17 protein-coding genes and 1 riboswitch are annotated in these 20,212 nt (G+C 45.1%); of the genes, 16 read left to right on the top strand and 1 reads right to left on the bottom strand.

Annotated features, from left to right (window positions below):
- Positions 1 to 317: 317 nt before the first annotated feature.
- The 15 genes from secA (at position 318) to AC0TWI_RS11020 (ending at position 19,058) form a co-directional block, all read left to right on the top strand.
- On the top strand, positions 318 to 2,831 hold the full coding sequence (secA, locus tag AC0TWI_RS11090; RefSeq protein ID WP_488126412.1) for a preprotein translocase subunit SecA: 2,514 nt from the start codon (positions 318 to 320) through the stop codon (positions 2,829 to 2,831).
- Positions 2,832 to 2,847: 16 nt separating this feature from the next.
- A protein-coding gene (gene prfB / locus AC0TWI_RS11085) for a peptide chain release factor 2 (protein WP_488126411.1) occupies positions 2,848 to 3,946 on the top strand; the annotation gives its coding sequence in 2 pieces (ribosomal slippage) (positions 2,848 to 2,919 and positions 2,921 to 3,946; 1,098 coding nt in all).
- Between the two features lie 211 nt (positions 3,947 to 4,157).
- The gene (gene cccB / locus AC0TWI_RS11080; RefSeq protein ID WP_488126410.1) at positions 4,158 to 4,511 is read left to right on the top strand and encodes a cytochrome c551; all 354 of its coding nucleotides are present in this window, start codon (positions 4,158 to 4,160) and stop codon (positions 4,509 to 4,511) included.
- Positions 4,512 to 5,103: 592 nt separating this feature from the next.
- A complete protein-coding gene (ftsE, locus tag AC0TWI_RS11075) occupies positions 5,104 to 5,790 on the top strand; it encodes a cell division ATP-binding protein FtsE (protein ID WP_488126409.1) in 687 nt (228 codons plus the stop codon).
- On the top strand, positions 5,780 to 6,664 hold the full coding sequence (gene ftsX, locus AC0TWI_RS11070; protein ID WP_488126408.1) for a permease-like cell division protein FtsX: 885 nt from the start codon (positions 5,780 to 5,782) through the stop codon (positions 6,662 to 6,664). The genes ftsE and ftsX overlap by 11 nt, the downstream gene beginning before the upstream one ends.
- Positions 6,665 to 6,692: 28 nt before the next feature.
- A complete protein-coding gene (locus AC0TWI_RS11065; RefSeq protein ID WP_488126407.1) occupies positions 6,693 to 8,009 on the top strand; it encodes a murein hydrolase activator EnvC family protein in 1,317 nt (438 codons plus the stop codon).
- 170 nt (positions 8,010 to 8,179) lie between these two features.
- The gene (gene cls, locus AC0TWI_RS11060; RefSeq protein ID WP_488126406.1) at positions 8,180 to 9,634 is read left to right on the top strand and encodes a cardiolipin synthase; all 1,455 of its coding nucleotides are present in this window, start codon (positions 8,180 to 8,182) and stop codon (positions 9,632 to 9,634) included.
- Between the two features lie 27 nt (positions 9,635 to 9,661).
- Entirely contained in the window at positions 9,662 to 10,285 is a 624-nt protein-coding gene (locus AC0TWI_RS11055) for a hypothetical protein (RefSeq protein WP_488126405.1), read from the top strand.
- Positions 10,282 to 10,884 (top strand): redoxin family protein, encoded by a 603-nt coding sequence (locus AC0TWI_RS11050; RefSeq protein WP_488126404.1) that lies wholly within the window; start codon positions 10,282 to 10,284, stop codon positions 10,882 to 10,884. The genes AC0TWI_RS11055 and AC0TWI_RS11050 overlap by 4 nt, the downstream gene beginning before the upstream one ends.
- 77 nt (positions 10,885 to 10,961) lie before the next feature.
- Positions 10,962 to 11,077: riboswitch (SAM riboswitch) on the top strand.
- A gap of 101 nt (positions 11,078 to 11,178) precedes the next feature.
- Positions 11,179 to 12,480 carry an O-acetylhomoserine aminocarboxypropyltransferase/cysteine synthase family protein gene (locus AC0TWI_RS11045; RefSeq protein WP_488126403.1) on the top strand — a complete coding sequence of 434 codons (1,302 nt, stop codon included), beginning with the start codon at positions 11,179 to 11,181 and terminating at the stop codon, positions 12,478 to 12,480.
- Positions 12,481 to 12,614: 134 nt separating this feature from the next.
- A complete protein-coding gene (locus tag AC0TWI_RS11040) occupies positions 12,615 to 14,039 on the top strand; it encodes a S41 family peptidase (RefSeq protein ID WP_488126402.1) in 1,425 nt (474 codons plus the stop codon).
- A gap of 96 nt (positions 14,040 to 14,135) precedes the next feature.
- The gene (locus AC0TWI_RS11035; protein WP_488126401.1) at positions 14,136 to 15,317 is read left to right on the top strand and encodes a PDZ domain-containing protein; all 1,182 of its coding nucleotides are present in this window, start codon (positions 14,136 to 14,138) and stop codon (positions 15,315 to 15,317) included.
- A 197-nt stretch (positions 15,318 to 15,514) separates the two neighbouring features.
- Entirely contained in the window at positions 15,515 to 15,907 is a 393-nt protein-coding gene (merR, locus tag AC0TWI_RS11030; protein ID WP_001863748.1) for a mercury resistance transcriptional regulator MerR, read from the top strand.
- 28 nt (positions 15,908 to 15,935) lie between these two features.
- Positions 15,936 to 17,576: a mercury(II) reductase gene (merA, locus tag AC0TWI_RS11025; protein ID WP_002440486.1), complete on the top strand. Its 1,641-nt coding sequence runs from the start codon at positions 15,936 to 15,938 to the stop codon at positions 17,574 to 17,576.
- Between the two features lie 159 nt (positions 17,577 to 17,735).
- Entirely contained in the window at positions 17,736 to 19,058 is a 1,323-nt protein-coding gene (locus AC0TWI_RS11020) for an ISL3 family transposase (protein WP_009374086.1), read from the top strand.
- A 278-nt stretch (positions 19,059 to 19,336) separates the two neighbouring features.
- On the opposite strand, the gene AC0TWI_RS11015 is transcribed toward AC0TWI_RS11020, so the two are convergent.
- On the bottom strand, positions 19,337 to 19,576 hold the full coding sequence (locus AC0TWI_RS11015; RefSeq protein ID WP_488126400.1) for a ferredoxin family protein: 240 nt from the start codon (positions 19,574 to 19,576) through the stop codon (positions 19,337 to 19,339).
- Positions 19,577 to 19,872: 296 nt separating this feature from the next.
- Between AC0TWI_RS11015 and AC0TWI_RS11010 the strand changes: the two genes are divergently transcribed.
- Positions 19,873 to 20,205 carry an ArsR/SmtB family transcription factor gene (locus tag AC0TWI_RS11010; protein ID WP_488126399.1) on the top strand — a complete coding sequence of 111 codons (333 nt, stop codon included), beginning with the start codon at positions 19,873 to 19,875 and terminating at the stop codon, positions 20,203 to 20,205.
- The last annotated feature ends 7 nt before the right edge of the window (positions 20,206 to 20,212 follow it).

The raw sequence follows: 20,212 nt of genomic DNA, 5'->3' as shown, positions 1-20,212 counted from the left end.
TATTTAATTTTCATATCGCCCCGGCTGCGTGCGTAACGGGTTCTGTCAGCAGTTACTTTGCCGGTAAAAAGGCTGAATGCGGCCTTTTTATAAGTCAAGGCAGCGCATGTTGTCATGAAAAGCCGATAGTGTTAAGATAATAGTAGTAAAAGGTGTTCATTTTTGGCTGCAAAGGGGCTGTCACAGCACGTTTTGGGGCCGGCGCCTCTTTACTCTTTTTTTTACCTGATTATGAATGGAACCACAACACGCCCCTGGCTCATAGGCTTTTTGATATGAATGCCATGCCGTATTTGACTATAAAGGGAGAGTTCTACATGGTTGCTTTCTTGAATAAAATTTTTGATTCAAATAATAAAGAAATCAAACGCCTGGAAAAAAAGGCAGATGATATAGAGAAATATGCAAGTGAGATGGAAGCTCTTTCCGACGAGGGCCTGCGCGAAAAAACGGAGGAATTCAAAAGGCGCTATCAGGACGGAGAATCTTTGGACAAGATACTTCCGGAAGCTTTTGCCGTTGTTCGTGAAGGTGCACGCCGTGTACTCGGTCTCTATCCGTACCCTGTCCAGCTGATGGGGGGCGCAGCGCTCCATGACGGGAATATCGCTGAAATGAAAACCGGTGAAGGTAAAACGCTGACAGCGACCATGCCGGTTTATCTAAATGCAATTACGGGAAAAGGCGTTCACGTTGTTACCGTGAACGAATATTTGGCCAGCCGTGACGCGAGCGAGATGGGCGAGTTGTACCAGTTTCTTGGCCTGACGGTTGGCCTCAACCTGAACAGCATGTCCAAAGAGGAAAAGAAAGAAGCATATGCCGCCGATATCACATATGGTACAAATAATGAGTTCGGCTTCGATTATCTTCGGGACAATATGGTGCTCTACACAGAGCAGCGCGTTCAAAGGCCGCTCCATTATGCTGTTATTGACGAGGTTGACTCGATTTTAATTGATGAGGCGAGAACCCCGCTTATCATTTCGGGAGAAGCACAAAAATCGACTCAGCTTTATATCCTTGCTAACTCCTTCGTAAGAACGCTGAAGAAGGAAGAGGACTACACGTATGACGAAAAGACGAAAGGCGTCCAGCTTACTGAGGAAGGCATCAACAAGGCTGAGAAGTTTTTCAAAATCGACAACTTGTTCGATATTTCCAATGTGACGATCAACCACCATATCAATCAGGCATTAAAAGCAAATGTAAGTATGCACCTTGATGTGGATTATGTTGTTCAAGAAGGGGAAATTGTCATTGTCGACCAGTTCACCGGCCGCTTGATGAAAGGACGCCGGTTCAGCGATGGCCTGCACCAGGCGATTGAAGCGAAGGAAGGCGTCGAGATTCAAAACGAGTCGATGACGATGGCGACGATTACCTTTCAGAACTATTTCCGGATGTACGAAAAGCTTGCCGGGATGACCGGTACAGCGAAGACGGAAGAAGAGGAATTCAGGAACATTTACAATATGCGGGTCATCGCGATTCCAACGAACAAGCCGATTGCAAGGGACGACCGCCCAGACTTGATTTTTGCGTCAATGGAAGGGAAATTCCGCGCAGTTGTCGAGGATATCGCCGAGCGCTACCATGCCGGTCAGCCGGTTCTAGTTGGTACGGTTGCGATTGAAACGTCGGAGCTGATTTCCAAGCTTTTAACGAAAAAAGGCATCCGCCACAACGTATTGAATGCGAAAAACCACGAACGCGAAGCGGAAATCATTGCAGAGGCCGGTCAGCCAGGTTCGGTGACGATTGCCACAAACATGGCGGGCCGCGGTACAGACATCAAGCTTGGCGACGGAGTCACTGAAAGTGGTGGCCTTGCGGTCATCGGCACTGAGCGCCATGAATCGCGCCGGATTGACAATCAGCTCCGCGGGCGTTCCGGACGTCAGGGAGACCCGGGTGTGACACAATTTTACTTGTCACTCGAAGATGAACTAATGCGCCGCTTTGGCTCAGATAATATGAAATCGATGATGCAGAAGCTCGGTATGGATGATTCCCAGCCGATCCAAAGCAAAATGGTATCGAAGGCTGTGGAGTCTGCCCAGAAACGGGTGGAAGGCAACAACTTTGACGCCCGGAAACAGCTGCTACAATATGATGATGTACTCCGCCAGCAACGCGAAATCATCTATCAGCAGCGGAACGATGTAATGGAGTCGGAAAACCTGAAAGAGATTGTCCAAAAAATGATCCGCTCGGTTCTGGAAAGGGCTGTTCATGCCTATACTCCTAAACATGAGGAAGAAGAAAATTGGAATCTCCAAGGGCTTGTCGACTATGTCAACGCCAATCTGCTACCGGAAGGCGATGTAACAGTCAGGCATATAAGTGAAAAAGATTCGGAAGAAATGATTGACCTGATTTACAGCAAAATCCTCAATCGCTATCAGGAAAAAGAAGAGCTTCTTACACCTGAGCAGATGCGTGAATTTGAAAAGGTGATTTTGCTCAGATCAGTAGATACGAAGTGGATCGACCATATCGATGCGATGGAACAGCTTCGCCAGGGAATCCATCTGCGGGCATACGGGCAGATTGATCCGCTCCGTGAGTACCAGAGTGAAGGTTATGCAATGTTCGAAGCAATGGTCGCTGCGATTGAGGAAGATGCGGCAAAATATGTGATGAAAGCAGAAATCCGCAACAATCTTCAACGCGAGGAAGTGGCCAAAGGACAGGCAGTCAATCCAAAAGAGGACGGCGGCGAAGTGAAGCGCAAGCCGATCCGTAAAGAAGAACAGATTGGCCGCAATGCCCCATGTCCATGCGGCAGCGGCAAGAAGTACAAAAACTGCCACGGTAGACTGGCATAAAACAAGGAGATAGATGATGGAACTATTTGAAATTAGATCAGAGCTCGAAAATTCGTCCAAGCGATTGGCAGACTTCAGGGGGTCTCTTTGACTTAGAGGAAAAAGAGACTCGGATTGCAGAGCTAGATGAAAGAATGCTGGAACCTGGATTTTGGGATGACCAGCAGTCGGCACAGACCGTCATCAATGAAGCGAATGCGTTGAAAGACCTTGTTGGTGAATACAAAGAGCTTGCCGAGGAGCAGGAAAATCTCGAATTGACGCATGAACTGCTTAAGGAAGAAAACGATCCTGAGCTTGAGGCAGGGCTTGAAGAGGAACTGAAAGAGCTGATAAATCGGCTGAATGAGTTCGAACTTCAACTGCTGTTAAGCGATCCGTACGACAAAAACAATGCAATACTTGAACTTCATCCAGGTGCTGGCGGCACTGAGTCGCAGGACTGGGGCTCCATTCTGCTGCGCATGTATACGCGCTGGGCTGAGAAGAAGGGCTTTAAGGTGGAGACGCTCGATTATCTGCCAGGGGATGAAGCTGGTATCAAAAGTGTGACTCTGCTGATTAAGGGCCACAATGCGTACGGGTACTTGAAGGCAGAAAAAGGAGTTCACCGTCTCGTACGGATTTCACCATTCGATTCTTCGGGCAGACGCCACACGTCCTTCGTTTCTTGCGACGTCGTCCCTGAATTCACTGATGACATCGAAATCGAAGTCCGTACAGAAGACCTGAAAATCGATACGTACCGTTCAAGCGGCGCTGGCGGGCAGCACGTCAACACGACTGATTCGGCAGTCCGAATCACACATATTCCGACTGGTGTTGTCGTAACATGCCAAAACGAGCGCTCGCAGATTAAGAACAGGGAAAAAGCGATGAACATGCTGAAAGCGAAGCTCTATCAGCGTGAAATCGAAGAAAAGGAAAAAGCAATGGCGGAAATCCGCGGAGAACAAAAGGAAATCGGCTGGGGAAGCCAGATTCGTTCTTATGTTTTCCACCCGTATTCGATGGTCAAAGACCATCGAACCAATGCGGAAATCGGAAATGTGCATGCAGTCGTCGATGGGGATCTCGATACCTTCATTAACGCATATTTGCGCTCCCGCCTGTAAAAGCTAAGGGCAGACCAACCGGCTATACGCCAGTTTCGTCTGCCCTTTTTTTGTTTCACAATTCCGCTACAATTATCAAACCCATGCCATGCCGCACTTTGGGGCTGAAAAGCGGAAATACGGCAGATTACGGAGCGGACACAAACGTTTTAAACTGCACTGTTATTGGTATAATCAACTAGTGGAAAGTTTTCGGAAAGGGGTAATCGATTTGAAGAAGAAATTATTAGGCATCATGATGGGCGCAACACTGGCATTCGGTCTTGCTGCATGCGGCGGCGGAGACGATGCTGCAGACAAGAACGGCGGGAATAATAATGCCAGCAGCGGAGAGACATCTTCTGCTACCGGAGATGCTGAAGCGCTTGTGAAAAAGAACTGCATCACTTGTCATGGCGACAACCTCGAAGGCAGAAACGGCCCGAAACTTGCTGATGTCGGCTCAAGACTGAGCAAGGATGAAATTTTAGAAGTCATCCACGAAGGCCGTCCAGGAATGCCGGGTAACCTAATCCAAGGAAATGACGCGGAAAAGGTCGCAACATGGCTTTCTGAAAAAAAATAACGTGGAATCTGAGAAAAACAGCGGGACAACCCGCTGTTTTTTATTTGCGCAATGTGATTGACAACACCAATCTCGTGAAAGACTATCCAATCCAAGTCGGTCACCTGTATTGCCAAAGTGCCCCTCGCCAGCGGAGTGCTTCCCGAGGGGCACATAGAAGGGGTCAAAGTGCCCCTCGTCAGTCGAGCGCCCCCCGAGAGTCAAATAGAAAGCTCCTATGTGACCAAAGAAAGCTAAGCGTCTTCGTGATGGTCATATAGCATCCTCCTGGTTGCTCTGACAAGAAACCGGCCCCCCTACCTCAAAAGACTTGGTTCTTTGTAACTATCAGGCAATTTGCAAAAAAGCCAGATTTATCTCAGGTCTGAAATAAAAATGTAATATAAATATCCCTTAACATCTGAGAAACTGATGATATAATTAGTTTGGGTTGAATATTCGCCAGAAATTGACGGCAATTCCAGCGAAGATTCGCCATATCGTGCAGTGTCTGCCTGGTTTCGGAATTCCATGAGACCTAATCAAGAGTATGGGAATTTTTACATAGGAACCACTTGATGATGGTACAGGCATAGAGAGACAGGGTGATAAAATGATTCAATTGCAAGATGTCGTAAAAAAATATCCAAACGGTATTATAGCCGCAAATGGCTTGTCGATTCGCATTAACCAAGGCGAGTTCATGTATGTGGTCGGTCCCAGCGGAGCAGGGAAGTCCACTTTCATAAAGTTGATGTATAGAGAAGAGCGGCCAACGTCAGGCAAGATTATCGTAAACGATATGGACCTGACGAAATTGAAAAATCGTGATGTTCCCTATTTGAGGAGGAACATCGGCGTAGTCTTCCAAGACTTTAAACTTCTGCCGACACTGACGGTATTTGAAAATGTCGCCTTTGCTTTGGAAGTGATCGAGGAAGATCCTTCAGAAATCAAACGGCGGGTGATGGAAGTGCTGGCACTTGTCGGGCTTAAGCATAAAGTGCGGATGCTTCCGACCGAGCTGTCCGGCGGGGAACAGCAGCGGGTATCGATTGCAAGGTCGATCGTCAATAAACCGAAACTTGTCATCGCGGATGAGCCTACGGGAAATCTTGATCCTGAAACATCATGGGAGATTATGAATTTGCTAGAAGAGATTAATATGAACGGAACGACCATCATTATGGCTACCCACAACAAAGAGATCGTGAATACGATCAAGCACAGGGTCGTTGCCATTGAAAACGGAAAGATCGTCCGGGATGAAGCGCGGGGGGATTACGGATATGAAATTTAGAACGTTGCGGCGGCATCTAAGAGAGAGCCTCAAGAGCCTTCGCCGGAACGGCTGGATGACGTTCGCCTCAGCAAGTGCGGTTACCGTCACTTTGCTTCTGGTCGGGGTGTTCTTCGTCATTATGATGAATATGAATAAATTTGCTTCCGACATCGAAAATGATGTCGAAATCAGGGTCCACATCGACCTTACAGCAACTCCGGAAAATCAGGAAACACTCAAAAAGCAGATTGAGAAGATTGATAAAGTCCAAGATGTTCATTTTTCTTCAAAAGAAAAGGAACTCAACAATCTGATCAACCAGCTCGGTGATGACTGGCGGCTTTATGAGTCGGAAAATCCGCTATATGACGTATTTATCGTAAAAACGAAGAAACCGACAGATACACCTGCCGTTGCGAAAAAAATCACCGGATTACAATTTGTCAATTCGGCACTATACGGTGAGAAAAAGGTTGAAAGTCTGTTCAATGTGCTGAAAGTCAGCAGGAATGTCGGGCTTGTCCTGATCATTGGACTCTTGTTCACAGCGATGTTTCTTATTTCGAATACAATCAAGATTACCATTTTCGCCAGAAGGCGTGAAATAGAGATTATGAAGCTGGTAGGTGCGACAAACTGGTTTATCCGCTGGCCGTTCCTGTTTGAAGGAATTTGGCTGGGGTTGCTTGGCTCTATCATACCGATCGGGCTTGTCGCCTCACTTTACTACTATGCGCATGATTTTTTAAGTTCAAAAATACCGGGGCAAGTTATCACACCGCTAGATTATAGTCCGTTCGTTTATGAAGTCAGTGCTATCATGCTGCTGATAGGGGTCTTGATCGGCAGCTGGGGAAGCTTCATGTCCGTCCGCAAGTTTTTGAAAATATGACCTGGCAGAGAGAAAGGGGAACTTTTTGTTGAAAAGTCGTTCGTTACTCGTAATTGCACTGGCTGGTTCGATGGGGTTTTGGGGAGTAATTGCAGGTGCTGGTGATGCACATGCAGCCACGTTGAGTGAGTTACAGAAACAGAAATCGAATATCCAATATAAACATTCCACTGTAAATGATTCGATTGGCCAAAAAAGCGGCCAAATTAATGATATAGCCGACAGGCAGACACAGCTTGAAGAAGAAATGAAAAAGATCGAACTGCAAATCGCCGATACTGACGGAAAAATTGCAGAGAAGCAAAAACAGATTGCAGATACAAAAGCTGAGATTGAAAGATTGAAAGCAGAGATAGAAGATTTGCGTGTCCGGATTGAAAAACGGAACGAGCTTTTGAAGGAGAGAGCGAGAAACATTCAAGAGAATGGTGGTTCTGTCAATTATCTTGACGTCCTTCTCGGCGCTGAAAGCTTTGGCGACTTTGTTGACAGAGTGTCTGCGGTAACGACGCTCGTCAATGCGGACAAGCAAATCATGGATGAGCAGAAGGCGGATAAAGAGAAGCTCGAGTCCAATCAGGCAGAGGTGGAGAAAAAGCTGGCAAGCCTGAATGGAATGTTGAGCGAATTGAATACGCTGAAAGCAGACCTGAAGAAGCAAAATGAGAAGAAACAGGCGATCGCAAAAGAATTAGCTGAACAGAAAAAGCATCTTGAAGATGAGAAAATGGATCTTGAAGAAGAAGCAGAAGTGCTGAAGGCGCAATCTGCAGCTGTTGAAAAGGCGATTAAAATGGAACAGAAAAGAATTACCGATGAAGCAGCAAGAAAGGCACGCGAAGAAAAAGCACGCCGAGAAGCTGAGAAGAAAAAGCAGAGCTCTTCAAGCAACAGCGGCAGCTCGATCAGCTCCGGTTCCGATTATGCCGGTACACCACCTGCTTCATCTGGCCTATTCATGCGCCCGGCAGTCGGATATGTATCAAGCGGATTTGGCGGAAGAAGCCTTGGCAATCACTTCGGAATTGATATCGCCGCGGGCGGAACTGTTCCGATCGTTGCAGCAGCAGACGGTGTCGTCAGCAGCTCGTACTTATCATCAAGCTACGGAAATGTCGTGTTCGTTGTCCATCATCTCAATGGCCAGACCTATACAACGGTTTATGCACATATGAGAAGCAGAAGCGTAGCAGCCGGCACGACCGTCTCTAAAGGACAATTGCTTGGGTATATGGGCAACACCGGCCATTCGTATGGTCAGCACTTGCACTTTGAACTGCATCTTGGTTCTTGGAACAGCGCAAAATCAAACGCAGTAGACCCAAGACCGTATCTCGGAATCTAACTAGAACAAACCGCATCGTACGCGATGCGGTTTTTCTTTATGGCTGCACTTCTTGAATATGGTAAGATAGTGTAAGCAGGGCATGATTTTCAACGGAGGTGCATATTGTCCCATAGGGAGTGTGCAACCCAGAAAAGAAGCCAAATCGATGAAGGGTTGAGGTACAGGCTATGTCAGTGACTGCAATCTCGGCAGTTTTAATCAGTATCGTCCTTATATTAAATATTGTATTGGCGGGATTCGTTGTATTCCTGGAAAGGCGCGATGCAGGAGCCACATGGGCTTGGCTGCTCGTTTTGTTTTTTATTCCTATTGCCGGCTTTATCCTTTATTTGATTTTCGGACAGAATTTAAGCAGAAAGAAAATTTTCGAATGGAAGGATAAAAACAAAATCGGGATCATGGAGATCACAAAGTATCAGATCGAGCTTTTGAAGAAAGGGGAGTTCCCCTTCCACGATACGCGCACGGTCCAATATAAGGACCTGATTTACATGCTCCTCGTCAACGACCGTTCGGTATTGACACAGGATAACGACGTTGACATATACACAGATGGCTATGACAAATTCCGCGCCTTATTAACAGACATTTTGAAGGCCGAGGACCATATACATCTTGTATATTACATCATCCGCGATGATGAACTTGGGAATGAATTGGTGGCAGCCCTTACCAGCAAAGCGGAGCAGGGAGTGGAAGTCCGTCTTTTGTATGATGCGATGGGATCAAGAAGGCTGCCAAAACGATTTTTCAAGCCGCTGCTCGAAGCTGGCGGCCAAGTCAGTGCATTCTTTCCCGCGGTCATTCCAATGTTGAATCTTCAGGTGAATTATCGGAATCACCGAAAATTGGCGATTCTGGATGGGAAGGTTGGTTATATTGGCGGATTCAATATCGGGGATGAGTACCTTGGGCTGAACAAAAAGTTCGGCTATTGGCGGGATACCCATCTCCGGATCAGAGGCAAAGCCGTTTATGCGATGCAGACACGCTTCATTCTAGATTGGAACCAGGCATCCTCCAACAAAATCAATTACGCCGATCGGCTTTTTCCGGCAGTTGAATCGGTGGGGGATACAGACGTCCAAATCGTCTCGAGCGGGCCGGACTCTGAATGGGAGCAGATTAAATACGGTTACTTGAAACTGATCAACTCTGCTAAAAAGTACATTTACATTCAGACTCCTTATTTCATTCCCGATGCGAGTGTTCTAGATGCGTTGAAAATCGCCGCTCTTTCCGGAGTGGATGTCAGGCTGATGATCCCCAATAAGCCGGATCATGCCTTCGTCTATTGGGCAACGTATTCGAATGTTGGGGAATTATTGAAAACTGGAGCAAAGGTCTATATTTATGAAAATGGTTTTATCCATGCAAAGTCACTGATTGCAGACGGAAAGGTTGCGAGCGTGGGGACAGCCAACATTGATGTAAGAAGTTTTCGTCTTAATTTTGAAGTAACAGCATTTTTGTATGATCATATTCTTGTCAGGAAACTTGTTGAAATTTTTCGGAAAGATATGGACCTATCTCGCGAATTGACAGAGGAAGAGTATTTACATCGCTCTCTTTATATCCGGTTCAAAGAGTCGGTATCCAGGCTGCTGTCCCCGATTCTGTAATACGGTCCTTTTACGGGAAGAAAGGTTTTGATTGTCATGACTTGGTTCTCGCTTGGAAAACTGTCGATTCCTGCATCGTGGCCGGCTGCGCTTGCGGGGTTCATCTTTGCGTATGTTTTCCTCCTTTTGTGGAAAAAGAAGGTGGAGGCTGATGTCTATGGAAATGCGGTCTTCGCTTTTATTCTCACTTGGAAGCTGAGCGTCATCCTCTTTTCGTTTAAGCTGACAGTCCATAATCCGATTGGCATCCTGTATTTCAATGGAGGTACTAAAGGTGTTTTGCTTGGTGCTGCTGCCGCGGCAATTTACTTTGTGTTTTGGGGTGCTGCCCGTATTTCAAAACCCGGACGTGCCTCACTTGTCCCAGCCTGGTTTCTTACGATTGCTGTATCTATATTTGTTCTTCGTCTTTTTGAGGGACAGGCCATCTTGCTGTCCGTAGTATTTTTACTGGTGAACGCCGTCTTTTTTTGCTTGGCCGCATTCGAAAAAAAGCCAGGAGGGGCATTGCAGTATCTCGTTCTTTTTACAGGAGTCCAAGTCCTGATTCAGTCCATTATTGGCGAGTTTTTCAGCCCATTAACCGCAATTTATATCGGAATTGCTTTAGTGCTTGCAGTTACTTTGGAGAAAGGAAGTGCAGCCGGGTGAAAAAGCAGATTTTTGGTGCTGCGTTGATTTTGCTGCTTGTCAGCATTGCAATTGTAAATTTGGTGAAAGATGTGCAGGCAAAAAAGGAGGATGAACAGGCTCAGCAGGAGTTTTTAGAGCAGGCAGAGCCGGAAGAGGGGGAAGCCATCTATGATGAGGGGCTTTCGCCTGGAAATGTTCCGCCGGATTTCACGCTTGAGACTCTTTCCGGGGAGACGGTTACACTTTCGGAACTGAAAGGGAAAAAGGTGATTCTTAACTTCTGGGCGACGTGGTGTCCTCCTTGCAAAGCGGAAATGCCGTATATGGAAGAGTACTACAAAAAACATGCGGAGAAGGATGGCGTTGAAATCCTCGCTGTGAATTTGACGAACGATGAGAGGGGAACCAATCCTGAAAAAAAGGTAGCCAATTTCATTAAAGAGTATGGCCTCACCTTCCCAGTCCCTCTTGATAGAGACGGAAAATACGGCAAGGCGTATCAAGTCTACACGATTCCAACAAGCTTCATACTGGATCGCAACGGAGTCATCCAAAAACGTCATGTCGGCCCGATGGATCAAAATATGATTCGAGACTTCATGAAAGAAATCAATTAATATTTGAAATATACAAAAATATTATTGACTTATAAAAATAGGATGATATACTAAAGCAAATGAATATCGAAGCAATACTCTTATCAAGAGCGGCGGAGGGACTAGGCCCTGCGATGCCCGGCAACCTTCAGACGATTACGTCTGAAAAGGTGCTAATTCCTACAGACCCGAATGGCGGTCTGGAAGATAAGGGGAGGAACTGACTGTAAGCCCTCTTCTTATCCGGAAGAGGGCTTTTCTGCGTGCTAAGATGTTCGATGGATAAAAAAATTAAAATATTTGGAGGTATGAAACATGTCAGAAAAACAATATCGCCCAGAAACTATTTTATTGCACGGAGCTCAGGAGCCAGATCAAACGAAAGCAAGGGCCGTGCCGGTCTATCGGACAACTTCCTATCTTTTTGACAGCACGGAGCATGCACAAAAACTGTTCGGTCTCGAAGAATCAGGAAACATTTACTCAAGGATCATGAATCCGACAGTCGATGTATTTGAAAAACGCGTAGCCGAGCTGGAAGGCGGTACTGCCGCGGTCGCCCTGTCTTCCGGAATGGCTGCTATTGCTTTCTCCATTCTGAACATTGCGAATGCTGGTGATGAAATTGTGGCGGCGACAGACCTTTACGGCGGAACGTATAATTTATTTGCGATCTCCTTGCCGAAATACGGAATCAACGTGAAATTCGTTGATCCGAAAGACCCTGAGAACTTCAGAAAGGCAATCACACCAAAGACAAAGGCTCTTTTCGGCGAAGTGATCGGCAATCCGAGCCTTCATATTTTAGATATCGAAAAAGTCGCCGATATTGCGCACGAAAATGGGATTCCACTAATTGTCGATAGCACATTTGCCACTCCTTATTTGAGCAGGCCGATTGAATGGGGAGCCGACGTAGTTGTCCATTCTGCGACGAAATGGATCGGCGGGCACGGTACGGCGATTGGCGGTATTGCCGTAGACAGCGGCAAATTCGACTGGAACAACGAGAAATTCCCGGGCTTCACGGAGCCTGACCATACGTATCACGGCATTCGCTTCGGCATCGATGTTCCGGATGCAGCATTTGCAACGAAGCTGCGTGTTCAGCTGTTGAGGGATTTCGGACCGTGCCTGAGCCCGGATAATGCTTTCATTTTCCTGCAAGGCTTGGAGTCTCTGCATCTGCGGATTCCTAGACATATTGAGAACGCCAAAGCGATTGCTGAGTTTTTGCAAAACCATGAATCGGTAGAGTGGGTATCGTATCCTACTTTGGAAAACCACCCTTCCCGTGAACTTGCCCAAAAATATTTTAAAGATGGGGCAGGCGCAATCGTCAACTTTGGCATAAAGGGCGGCCGTGAAGCCGGACGGAACGTAATCGACAACGTGAAATTATGGTCCCATGTTGCGAATGTCGGGGATTCTAAATCATTGATTATACATCCAGCATCTACGACGCATCAGCAGTTGAGCGGAGAGGAATTGAAATCGACCGGTGTTACGGAAGAATTGATCCGCCTGGCAGTCGGATTGGAGGCAATCGAAGACATTAAAGAGGACTTGGAACAGGCAATCGCGAAAGCCGTCAAGTCTCCAGAAAGCGTCCGATAAAAGAAGTGAAGACCCGTGTTGCGATCAGGCAGCACGGGTCTTCCTGTTTTCTAATCTTGAATATCTCCCCGATCTTTTTCATATGATGAGAGATAGAAAGAGACAGGCCTTCATGAAGGCGAGGGAGGGAAAGGATGAAAAAGAAATGGGTAGCACTCTGGATGGCAGGCGCCTTTTTGCTCGGGGTGCTAGGAACATATTCGGCGGTTGAATGGATTTTGCCAATGGAAGAGAAAGCTGCGCCTGAGAGAACATTGGAGACTGAAGAAATTGAAGGGTTTGACAAAGTTGCGCAGGCCTATCACTTGATCCGTTCTTCATACGTGGAGAAGACGGAGAATGGACAGCTTATTCACGGGGCAATCCAAGGGATGATCAGCACGCTGAAGGATCCTTATTCGGTCTATATGGATGCGGAGACGAGCAAAAGGTTCAATGAAAACTTTGAAACTTCCTTCGAAGGAATTGGCGCACAGATCGCAATCGAGGAAGGAAAATTGATCATTGTTTCTCCGATTAAGAACACACCGGCAGAGAAGGCGGGACTGAAGCCAAGGGACCAAATTTTAAAAATTGACGGGAAAAGCGTGGAAGGGCTGGATGTCAATCAAGCTTCAGAGAGAATCCGCGGCGAAAAAGGCTCGGAAGTTGAGCTGGAAATCAAGAGGGGGGCATCGTCCGTTCCGTTTACTGTGAACATTCAGCGCGCGGATGTGCCATTGCTTACCGTGTTTTCCGATATGAAAAAATCAGGAAAGAAAAATGTCGGCTATATTGAAATTACATCCTTTTCTACGGAGACGGCGAGAGACTTTGCTAACGAGCTGAGTGATTTGGAGAAAAAGGGGATTGACGGTTTAATTATTGATGTGCGGGGAAATCCGGGAGGGATGCTTTCGAGTGTCGAGGATATATTGCAGCAGCTCGTCACCGGCAAAAAACCATACGTCCAAATTGAGGAAAAGAGCGGAAAGAAACAGCCTTACTTTTCCAGTCTGAAAAAGCGCAAGCCTTACCCGGTAGCGCTGCTTGTCAATGAGGGAAGTGCATCAGCCTCGGAAATTCTGGCAGGCGGTCTGAAGGAGATCGAGGATTATCCTCTAGTCGGGGAAAAAACATTCGGAAAAGGGACGGTTCAGCAGCCGGTACCTCTCGACGATGGCAGCAATATCAAATTGACGATGTTCAAATGGCTGACACCGGAAGGGAACTGGATTCATGGGAAAGGCATTGAGCCTACCTTCGAGGTGAAGCAGCCGGCACTGTTTGATGTACAGGCCATTCGTCCTTCCGAAACGCTTGTCCGCGATATGAACAACGACCAGGTGAAGACCGCACAGGAAGCTCTGGCTGCACTAGGATTTTCGCCGGGCAGAAAGGATGGCTACTTCGATGAAAATACGGAAATCGCAGTCAAAGCTTTTCAATCGGTTCAAAAGCTGCCGGTCACCGGAAAAATTGACGAAGCGACAGCTGGCGGTCTCGAAGAGCAGGTTAGAACAAGAATTGAAGATGAGAAGTATGATTTGCAGCTTCAGGTAGCATTGAAAATCATTTGAATTTGAAGGGGAACGGCATTTGAAGCCTGTTCCCCTTTCCCTGTTTCTGATAGAATAAGAGGGAATTGGATTGTTTCGGAAAGGATGTGCATCTCATTGGCGGAAGTATGGGCCTTAGAAGTAGTGAAAGGTTTGGGCAGATTTTTCTTGAACCCTGTTTTATATTTTGCGATTGGATTGGCCCTTTATGCCGGTTACCTGCGAGTGAAAAGGGAGCGGAAAGATTTCCATACGCGCGTCAATGGCGTTCTCCACGAGCTGGGCCTATTATTTCCGGCCGGACTTGCAGCCGGCGCCATCTTGACGTTGCTGTTTATCGGGATCGGTCTTGTTCTTCCGCTCTCTATGGTTGCAGCCATTGCGGCGGCGACCGTCTTGCTGGGAGCGGCGGGAAACGGGAGGCTGCTGTCACCTGCTTTTACGGTCGGACTCCCAGCCATTGTCCTGATGGCATCCTCCTTTTTTGGATGGCGTCTTCCCTATTTCGGAACTGTAAAGTTTACAAATGAGGAATGGTTGGCAATTGGCGCTTTCATCGGGATCTTGCTGATTGCTGAAGGCTTTTTGATACTGAAGAATGGCTTGCGCGACGTGTCACCGAAGCTGAGGACAAGCTCCCGGGGATTAACCGTTGGCGCCCATCAGACAAAACGGCTTTGGCTCCTGCCGGTCTTTTGCCTGCTGCCTGCTGGGAATCTGACTTCGCCAGCCGAATGGTGGCCCGTGCTTCAAGCCGGTGGGGATGGTTTTACTCCTCTTTTCCTGCCTTTCCTTCTCGGCTTTCAGCAGCAGACGCAAAGTGTACTGCCGCAAGAGGCTGTCGGAAGAGTCGGCCGCCAGGTGCTCCTGCTCGGTTTCCTCGTCCTTGGAGTGGGAGTAGCGGGACATTGGATAGGAACATACGCCTTGATGGCAGCTCCAGTATTGGCAGCAGCCGGACGGATTTGGATATCCCATAGGCACCGGGTGAGAGAACGTTCAACCCCTTATTACTTCACCCCTCGCAACAAAGGGGTAATGATCCTCGATGTTATTCCCGGGACGCCCGCTGAGAAGATAGGGCTGAAAAGGGGAGAAATTATCCAGACATGCAACGGGCAAGCAATAAGATCGAAACAGGAATTGTATGAAGCACTTTTAAAAAACCGGGCGTATTGTAAGCTCGACGTTTTGGACAGCAATGGAGAAATTCGGATGCTGCAGCGTGCTCTCTACGAAGGCGACCACCATGAGCTTGGCATCCTGTTTGTTGAAAAAAGGGGTCTTCGGAATATATAGTGGAATTACTTTCTTAATAGTTTAAAAACAACTGGTGTTTAAATCGGATTTTCTGGTGGGATGTTAGGATAATCAATAGTATTATATAAAAGTATCAATCACATACGAGTGATACTTTGGGAAAAAAATAAAATAGTCCAATTTACTTGACCGTGTACTATGGTACACGGTTTATAATATTCATGGGGTGAAATAAGATGATTTATCGCATTAGTGAGTTTGCAGATAAATGTGGAGTTAATAAAGAAACGATCAGATATTACGAGCGAAAAAATTTATTACAAGAACCTCACCGAACGGAAGCTGGTTATCGGATATATTCATATGATGACGTTAAGCGTGTTGGGTTTATTAAACGAATACAGGAACTTGGTTTTTCTTTAAGCGAGATTTATAAATTACTTGGTGTTGTAGATAAAGATGAAGTTCGTTGTCAAGATATGTTCGAATTTGTTTCTAAAAAACAAAAGGAAGTGCAAAAACAAATAGAGGATTTAAAACGAATTGAAACTATGTTAGACGACTTAAAACAACGATGTCCAGATGAAAAGCAATTACATTCGTGTCCAATAATAGAAACATTAACATGAGAGATTAATTAACGAAAGGAGCTTTTTTATGAATAAATTTAAGGTAAACATTTCAGGAATGACTTGTACGGGTTGTGAAAAACACGTAGAATCAGCACTTGAAAAGATAGGTGCTAAAAATATTGAGTCTAGTTATCGTCGTGGTGAAGCAGTATTTGAACTGCCCGATGATATTGAGGTTGAAAGTGCAATAAAGGCGATTGATGAAGCAAATTACCAAGCCGGAGAAATTGAAGAAGTATCATCACTAGAAAACGTGGCGTTAATTAATGAAGACAATTATGACCTTCTTATTATTGGTTCTGGTGCTGCTGCCTTTTCTTCGGCAATTAAAGCTATAGAATACGGTGCAAAAGTTGGAATGATTGAGCGTGGAACGGTTGGGGGAACCTGTGTGAATATTGGCTGTGTTCCGTCAAAAACTCTTCTTAGGGCAGGGGAAATCAATCATTTATCAAAAGACAATCCGTTTATAGGTTTACAAACATCCGCTGGAGAAGTGGATTTAGCTAGTTTAATCACGCAAAAGGATAAATTGGTGAGCGAACTTCGGAATCAAAAATATATGGATTTAATTGATGAATATAATTTTGATTTAATTAAAGGTGAAGCAAAATTCGTTGATGCTAGTACGGTTGAGGTCAATGGGGCAAAGTTATCTGCAAAACGCTTTTTAATTGCAACAGGTGCATCGCCTTCGTTGCCCCAAATTTCAGGACTTGAAAAAATGGACTATTTAACTAGTACAACACTTCTTGAGTTAAAGAAAATACCAAAACGATTAACTGTAATTGGTTCAGGATACATTGGAATGGAGCTTGGACAACTATTTCATCATTTAGGTTCAGAAATAACGCTTATGCAAAGAAGTGAGCGACTTTTAAAGGAGTATGATCCTGAGATTTCAGAGTCAGTTGAAAAAGCGTTAATTGAACAGGGTATAAACCTTGTCAAAGGGGCAACTTTTGAGCGTGTTGAACAAAGTGGAGAGATAAAAAGGGTTTACGTAACAGTAAATGGCAGTAGAGAAGTCATTGAATCAGATCAGTTACTTGTTGCCACTGGAAGAAAACCAAATACGGATTCTTTAAATTTAAGTGCAGCAGGTGTTGAAACTGGAAAAAATAATGAAATCCTGATCAATGATTTTGGTCAAACAAGTAATGAAAAGATTTATGCAGCAGGAGATGTGACTTTAGGACCACAATTTGTATATGTAGCAGCCTATGAAGGTGGAATTATTACTGATAATGCTATTGGTGGATTAAACAAAAAAATAGATTTATCGGTAGTTCCTGCTGTTACGTTTACGAATCCGACGGTTGCAACGGTTGGTTTAACAGAAGAACAAGCAAAAGAGAAAGGGTATGATGTGAAGACATCTGTATTACCTTTAGATGCTGTTCCAAGAGCAATTGTAAACCGTGAAACAACCGGTGTATTTAAACTAGTAGCAGATGCAGAAACACTAAAAGTATTAGGGGTTCATATTGTATCTGAGAATGCAGGAGATGTCATCTATGCAGCATCATTAGCTGTTAAATTTGGCTTAACGATAGAAGATTTAACAGAAACCCTAGCACCATATTTAACAATGGCTGAAGGGCTAAAATTAGCTGCACTTACGTTCGATAAAGATATTTCGAAATTATCTTGTTGTGCAGGCTAAGGGAACTTTTTTACAACTCCCTATTCAAGTGAACCAGCTAATGCTTTAAGGGATTTTCTAAGTGCATTTGTGGTCACAAAAATAATTTAACACTGATGATTTCGACATCAAATCTATAATTGATACCTTAACACCGCAGAGTAATAAAGGATGAATAATATGTCAGACTTATTATCCCTACCAGACATTAAAACAATAGAACCGCCACAAGAAAATGAAACCGATATGATGTTTAAAGTTGAAGCAGTCGGACCACCTGAACGTTGTCCTGAATGTGGTTTTGACAAGTTGTACAAACACAGTTCAAGAAATCAACTAATTATGGATTTGCCCATTCGTTTAAAGCGAGTGGGCTTACAATTGAACCGTAGACGATACAAGTGTCGTGAATGCGGATCTACCTTCTGGGAACGCCTAATATCTGTAGATGAAAAGCGTAGTATGACCAAAAGGCTTTTAAAGTCCATTCAAGAGCAATCCATGTCTAAGACCTTTGTAGAAGTCGCAGAAAGCGTTGGTGTTGACGAGAAAACCATTAGGAACGTTTTTAAGGACTATGTGGCACTCAAAGAACGTGAATACCAGTTTGAAACTCCTAAGTGGCTTGGGATAGACGAGATACATATTATCCGTAGACCTCGGCTTGTATTGACTAATATTGAACGCAGGACTATTTATGACATCAAGCCTAACCGTAACAAGGAAACAGTCATCCAACGTCTTTCAGAAATCAGTGACAGGACTTACATTGAGTACGTCACAATGGATATGTGGAAGCCCTACAAAGACGCAGTGAACACTATCCTTCCACACGCTAAAGTTGTCGTAGATAAGTTTCATGTAGTTAGAATGGCTAATCAAGCCTTAGATAACGTCAGAAAGTCTTTGAAAGCCCATATGAGCCAAAAAGAAAGACGTACCCTTATGCGTGAAAGGTTTATCCTTCTAAAGCGTAAACACGATCTAAATGAACGTGAATCATTCCTCTTAGATACTTGGTTAGGTAATCTTCCTGCTTTAAAAGAAGCCTATGAACTCAAAGAAGAGTTTTACTGGATATGGGATACTCCTGATCCAGATGAAGGTCATCTTCGTTATAGTCAATGGAGACACCGTTGTATGTCCAGCAACTCTAAAGACGCATATAAAGACCTCGTGAGAGCCGTAGACAACTGGCATGTCGAAATATTCAACTACTTTGATAAAAGGCTCACTAATGCTTATACGGAGTCAATTAACAGCATTATTAGGCAGGTAGAGCGAATGGGTAGAGGTTACTCGTTTGATGCCTTACGAGCCAAAATCCTTTTCAATGAGAAGCTCCATAAAAAGCGTAAGCCACGATTTAATTCAAGTGCTTTCAATAAAGCTATGTTATACGATACTTTCAATTGGTATGAAGTGAATGATCACGACATTACAGACAACTTTGGTGTCGATTTTTCCACACTTATTAAGAATTTGGAGAAGGGTGATTTATAAGCCCTTTTCCACCATAAAATCCGAATACCCGAAAAAAGAAACAGCAGCCAGACCAATAAAGCTGTATAAAATTTTGGGGGAGCTCTCAAGTAGACAGACACGTGATAGGAATCCGAATAAGATCCCTAAATGAAAACAGGGCGAGAAAAAACAATACGTTTTTTCTCGCCCTGTTTTTTTTAGGTCTGTCTTGTCTGGACGGAGCAAAGAAAAAGGGCGGTCACAGAAAATCAGTTTTCACTGGTTTTCCGGACAGCCCTTTTTTGCTACGATGCATTTTACTTATCAGCGAAGAATGCTTTTGCTTTTTCCAGATATATTTCATCCTCCGGCAGCATTTCTTCTTCGTGGAAGATTGCGTCAACAGGACATACAGCCTGGCATGCACCACAATCGATGCAGATGTCAGGGTCGATATAGTACTGTTCTTCCCCTTCCGCGATGCAGTCTACCGGACAGACATCCATGCATTCGCCGAATTTTTCCCCTGCACAAGGGGATGTAATAACGTAGGACATACTATAACCACCTTCAAAGGATATGCAATGGCCGCCTGGGCCAGTTACAGATTGAATCATTCTTTCTCCAATATACCAAAGGCGTCCATACTTTTCAATCAATCAAAGGACTGAGAAGGAAGCGAATGTTCCTGCCCTGTCTGGTGGAACCCGATCCAGGAGGAATGGGCGATAAATACGGCGGAATTTTAAATTATGTGAATATAAGCTTGACGAAAAAGAAGTGGTGGAATACACTTATATCAATACATGAATATATGTTCATATATGTTATTTGCAAAGAGGGGGTTAAACCGATGGGATCGGGTAAAGAAGAAAATGTGAATGCTCAATATGACGGCGACCTGGATAAGGAGACTCTTTTTATTGTTTCCCAGACATTCAAAGCGCTATCCGAGCCGACAAGGATCCGGATTCTCCATTTGCTTTCTCAGCGGGAGTGCTCGGTAAATGAGATTGCTGAGGAACTTTCCTTAATGCAGTCCACGGTTTCGCATCAACTGCGTTTTTTGAAAAATCTGCGGCTAGTGAAATTCCGGAGGGAAGGAACGACACTTTATTATTCCCACGATGATGACCATGTTATGAATGTTCTTGAGCATACGATCGACCATGCAAGACATATGTGACGGGAGA

Source organism: Lederbergia sp. B243.17 (assembly GCF_057657925.1).
The sequence above is the reverse complement of the archived record's forward strand: the minus strand, read 5'-3'. Positions and strand labels throughout refer to the sequence as shown.

Coding starts and splice junctions, on each gene's coding strand:
- AC0TWI_RS11010 (WP_488126399.1), top strand. CDS start 19,873: ATGGGATCGGGTAAAGAAGAAAATGTGAATGCTCAATATGACGGCGAC.
- cls (WP_488126406.1), top strand. CDS start 8,180: ATGTCAGTGACTGCAATCTCGGCAGTTTTAATCAGTATCGTCCTTATA.
- AC0TWI_RS11040 (WP_488126402.1), top strand. CDS start 12,615: ATGAAAAAGAAATGGGTAGCACTCTGGATGGCAGGCGCCTTTTTGCTC.
- AC0TWI_RS11015 (WP_488126400.1), bottom strand. CDS start 19,576: ATGTCCTACGTTATTACATCCCCTTGTGCAGGGGAAAAATTCGGCGAA.
- secA (WP_488126412.1), top strand. CDS start 318: ATGGTTGCTTTCTTGAATAAAATTTTTGATTCAAATAATAAAGAAATC.
- merR (WP_001863748.1), top strand. CDS start 15,515: ATGATTTATCGCATTAGTGAGTTTGCAGATAAATGTGGAGTTAATAAA.
- AC0TWI_RS11045 (WP_488126403.1), top strand. CDS start 11,179: ATGTCAGAAAAACAATATCGCCCAGAAACTATTTTATTGCACGGAGCT.
- AC0TWI_RS11020 (WP_009374086.1), top strand. CDS start 17,736: ATGTCAGACTTATTATCCCTACCAGACATTAAAACAATAGAACCGCCA.
- ftsE (WP_488126409.1), top strand. CDS start 5,104: ATGATTCAATTGCAAGATGTCGTAAAAAAATATCCAAACGGTATTATA.
- ftsX (WP_488126408.1), top strand. CDS start 5,780: ATGAAATTTAGAACGTTGCGGCGGCATCTAAGAGAGAGCCTCAAGAGC.
- merA (WP_002440486.1), top strand. CDS start 15,936: ATGAATAAATTTAAGGTAAACATTTCAGGAATGACTTGTACGGGTTGT.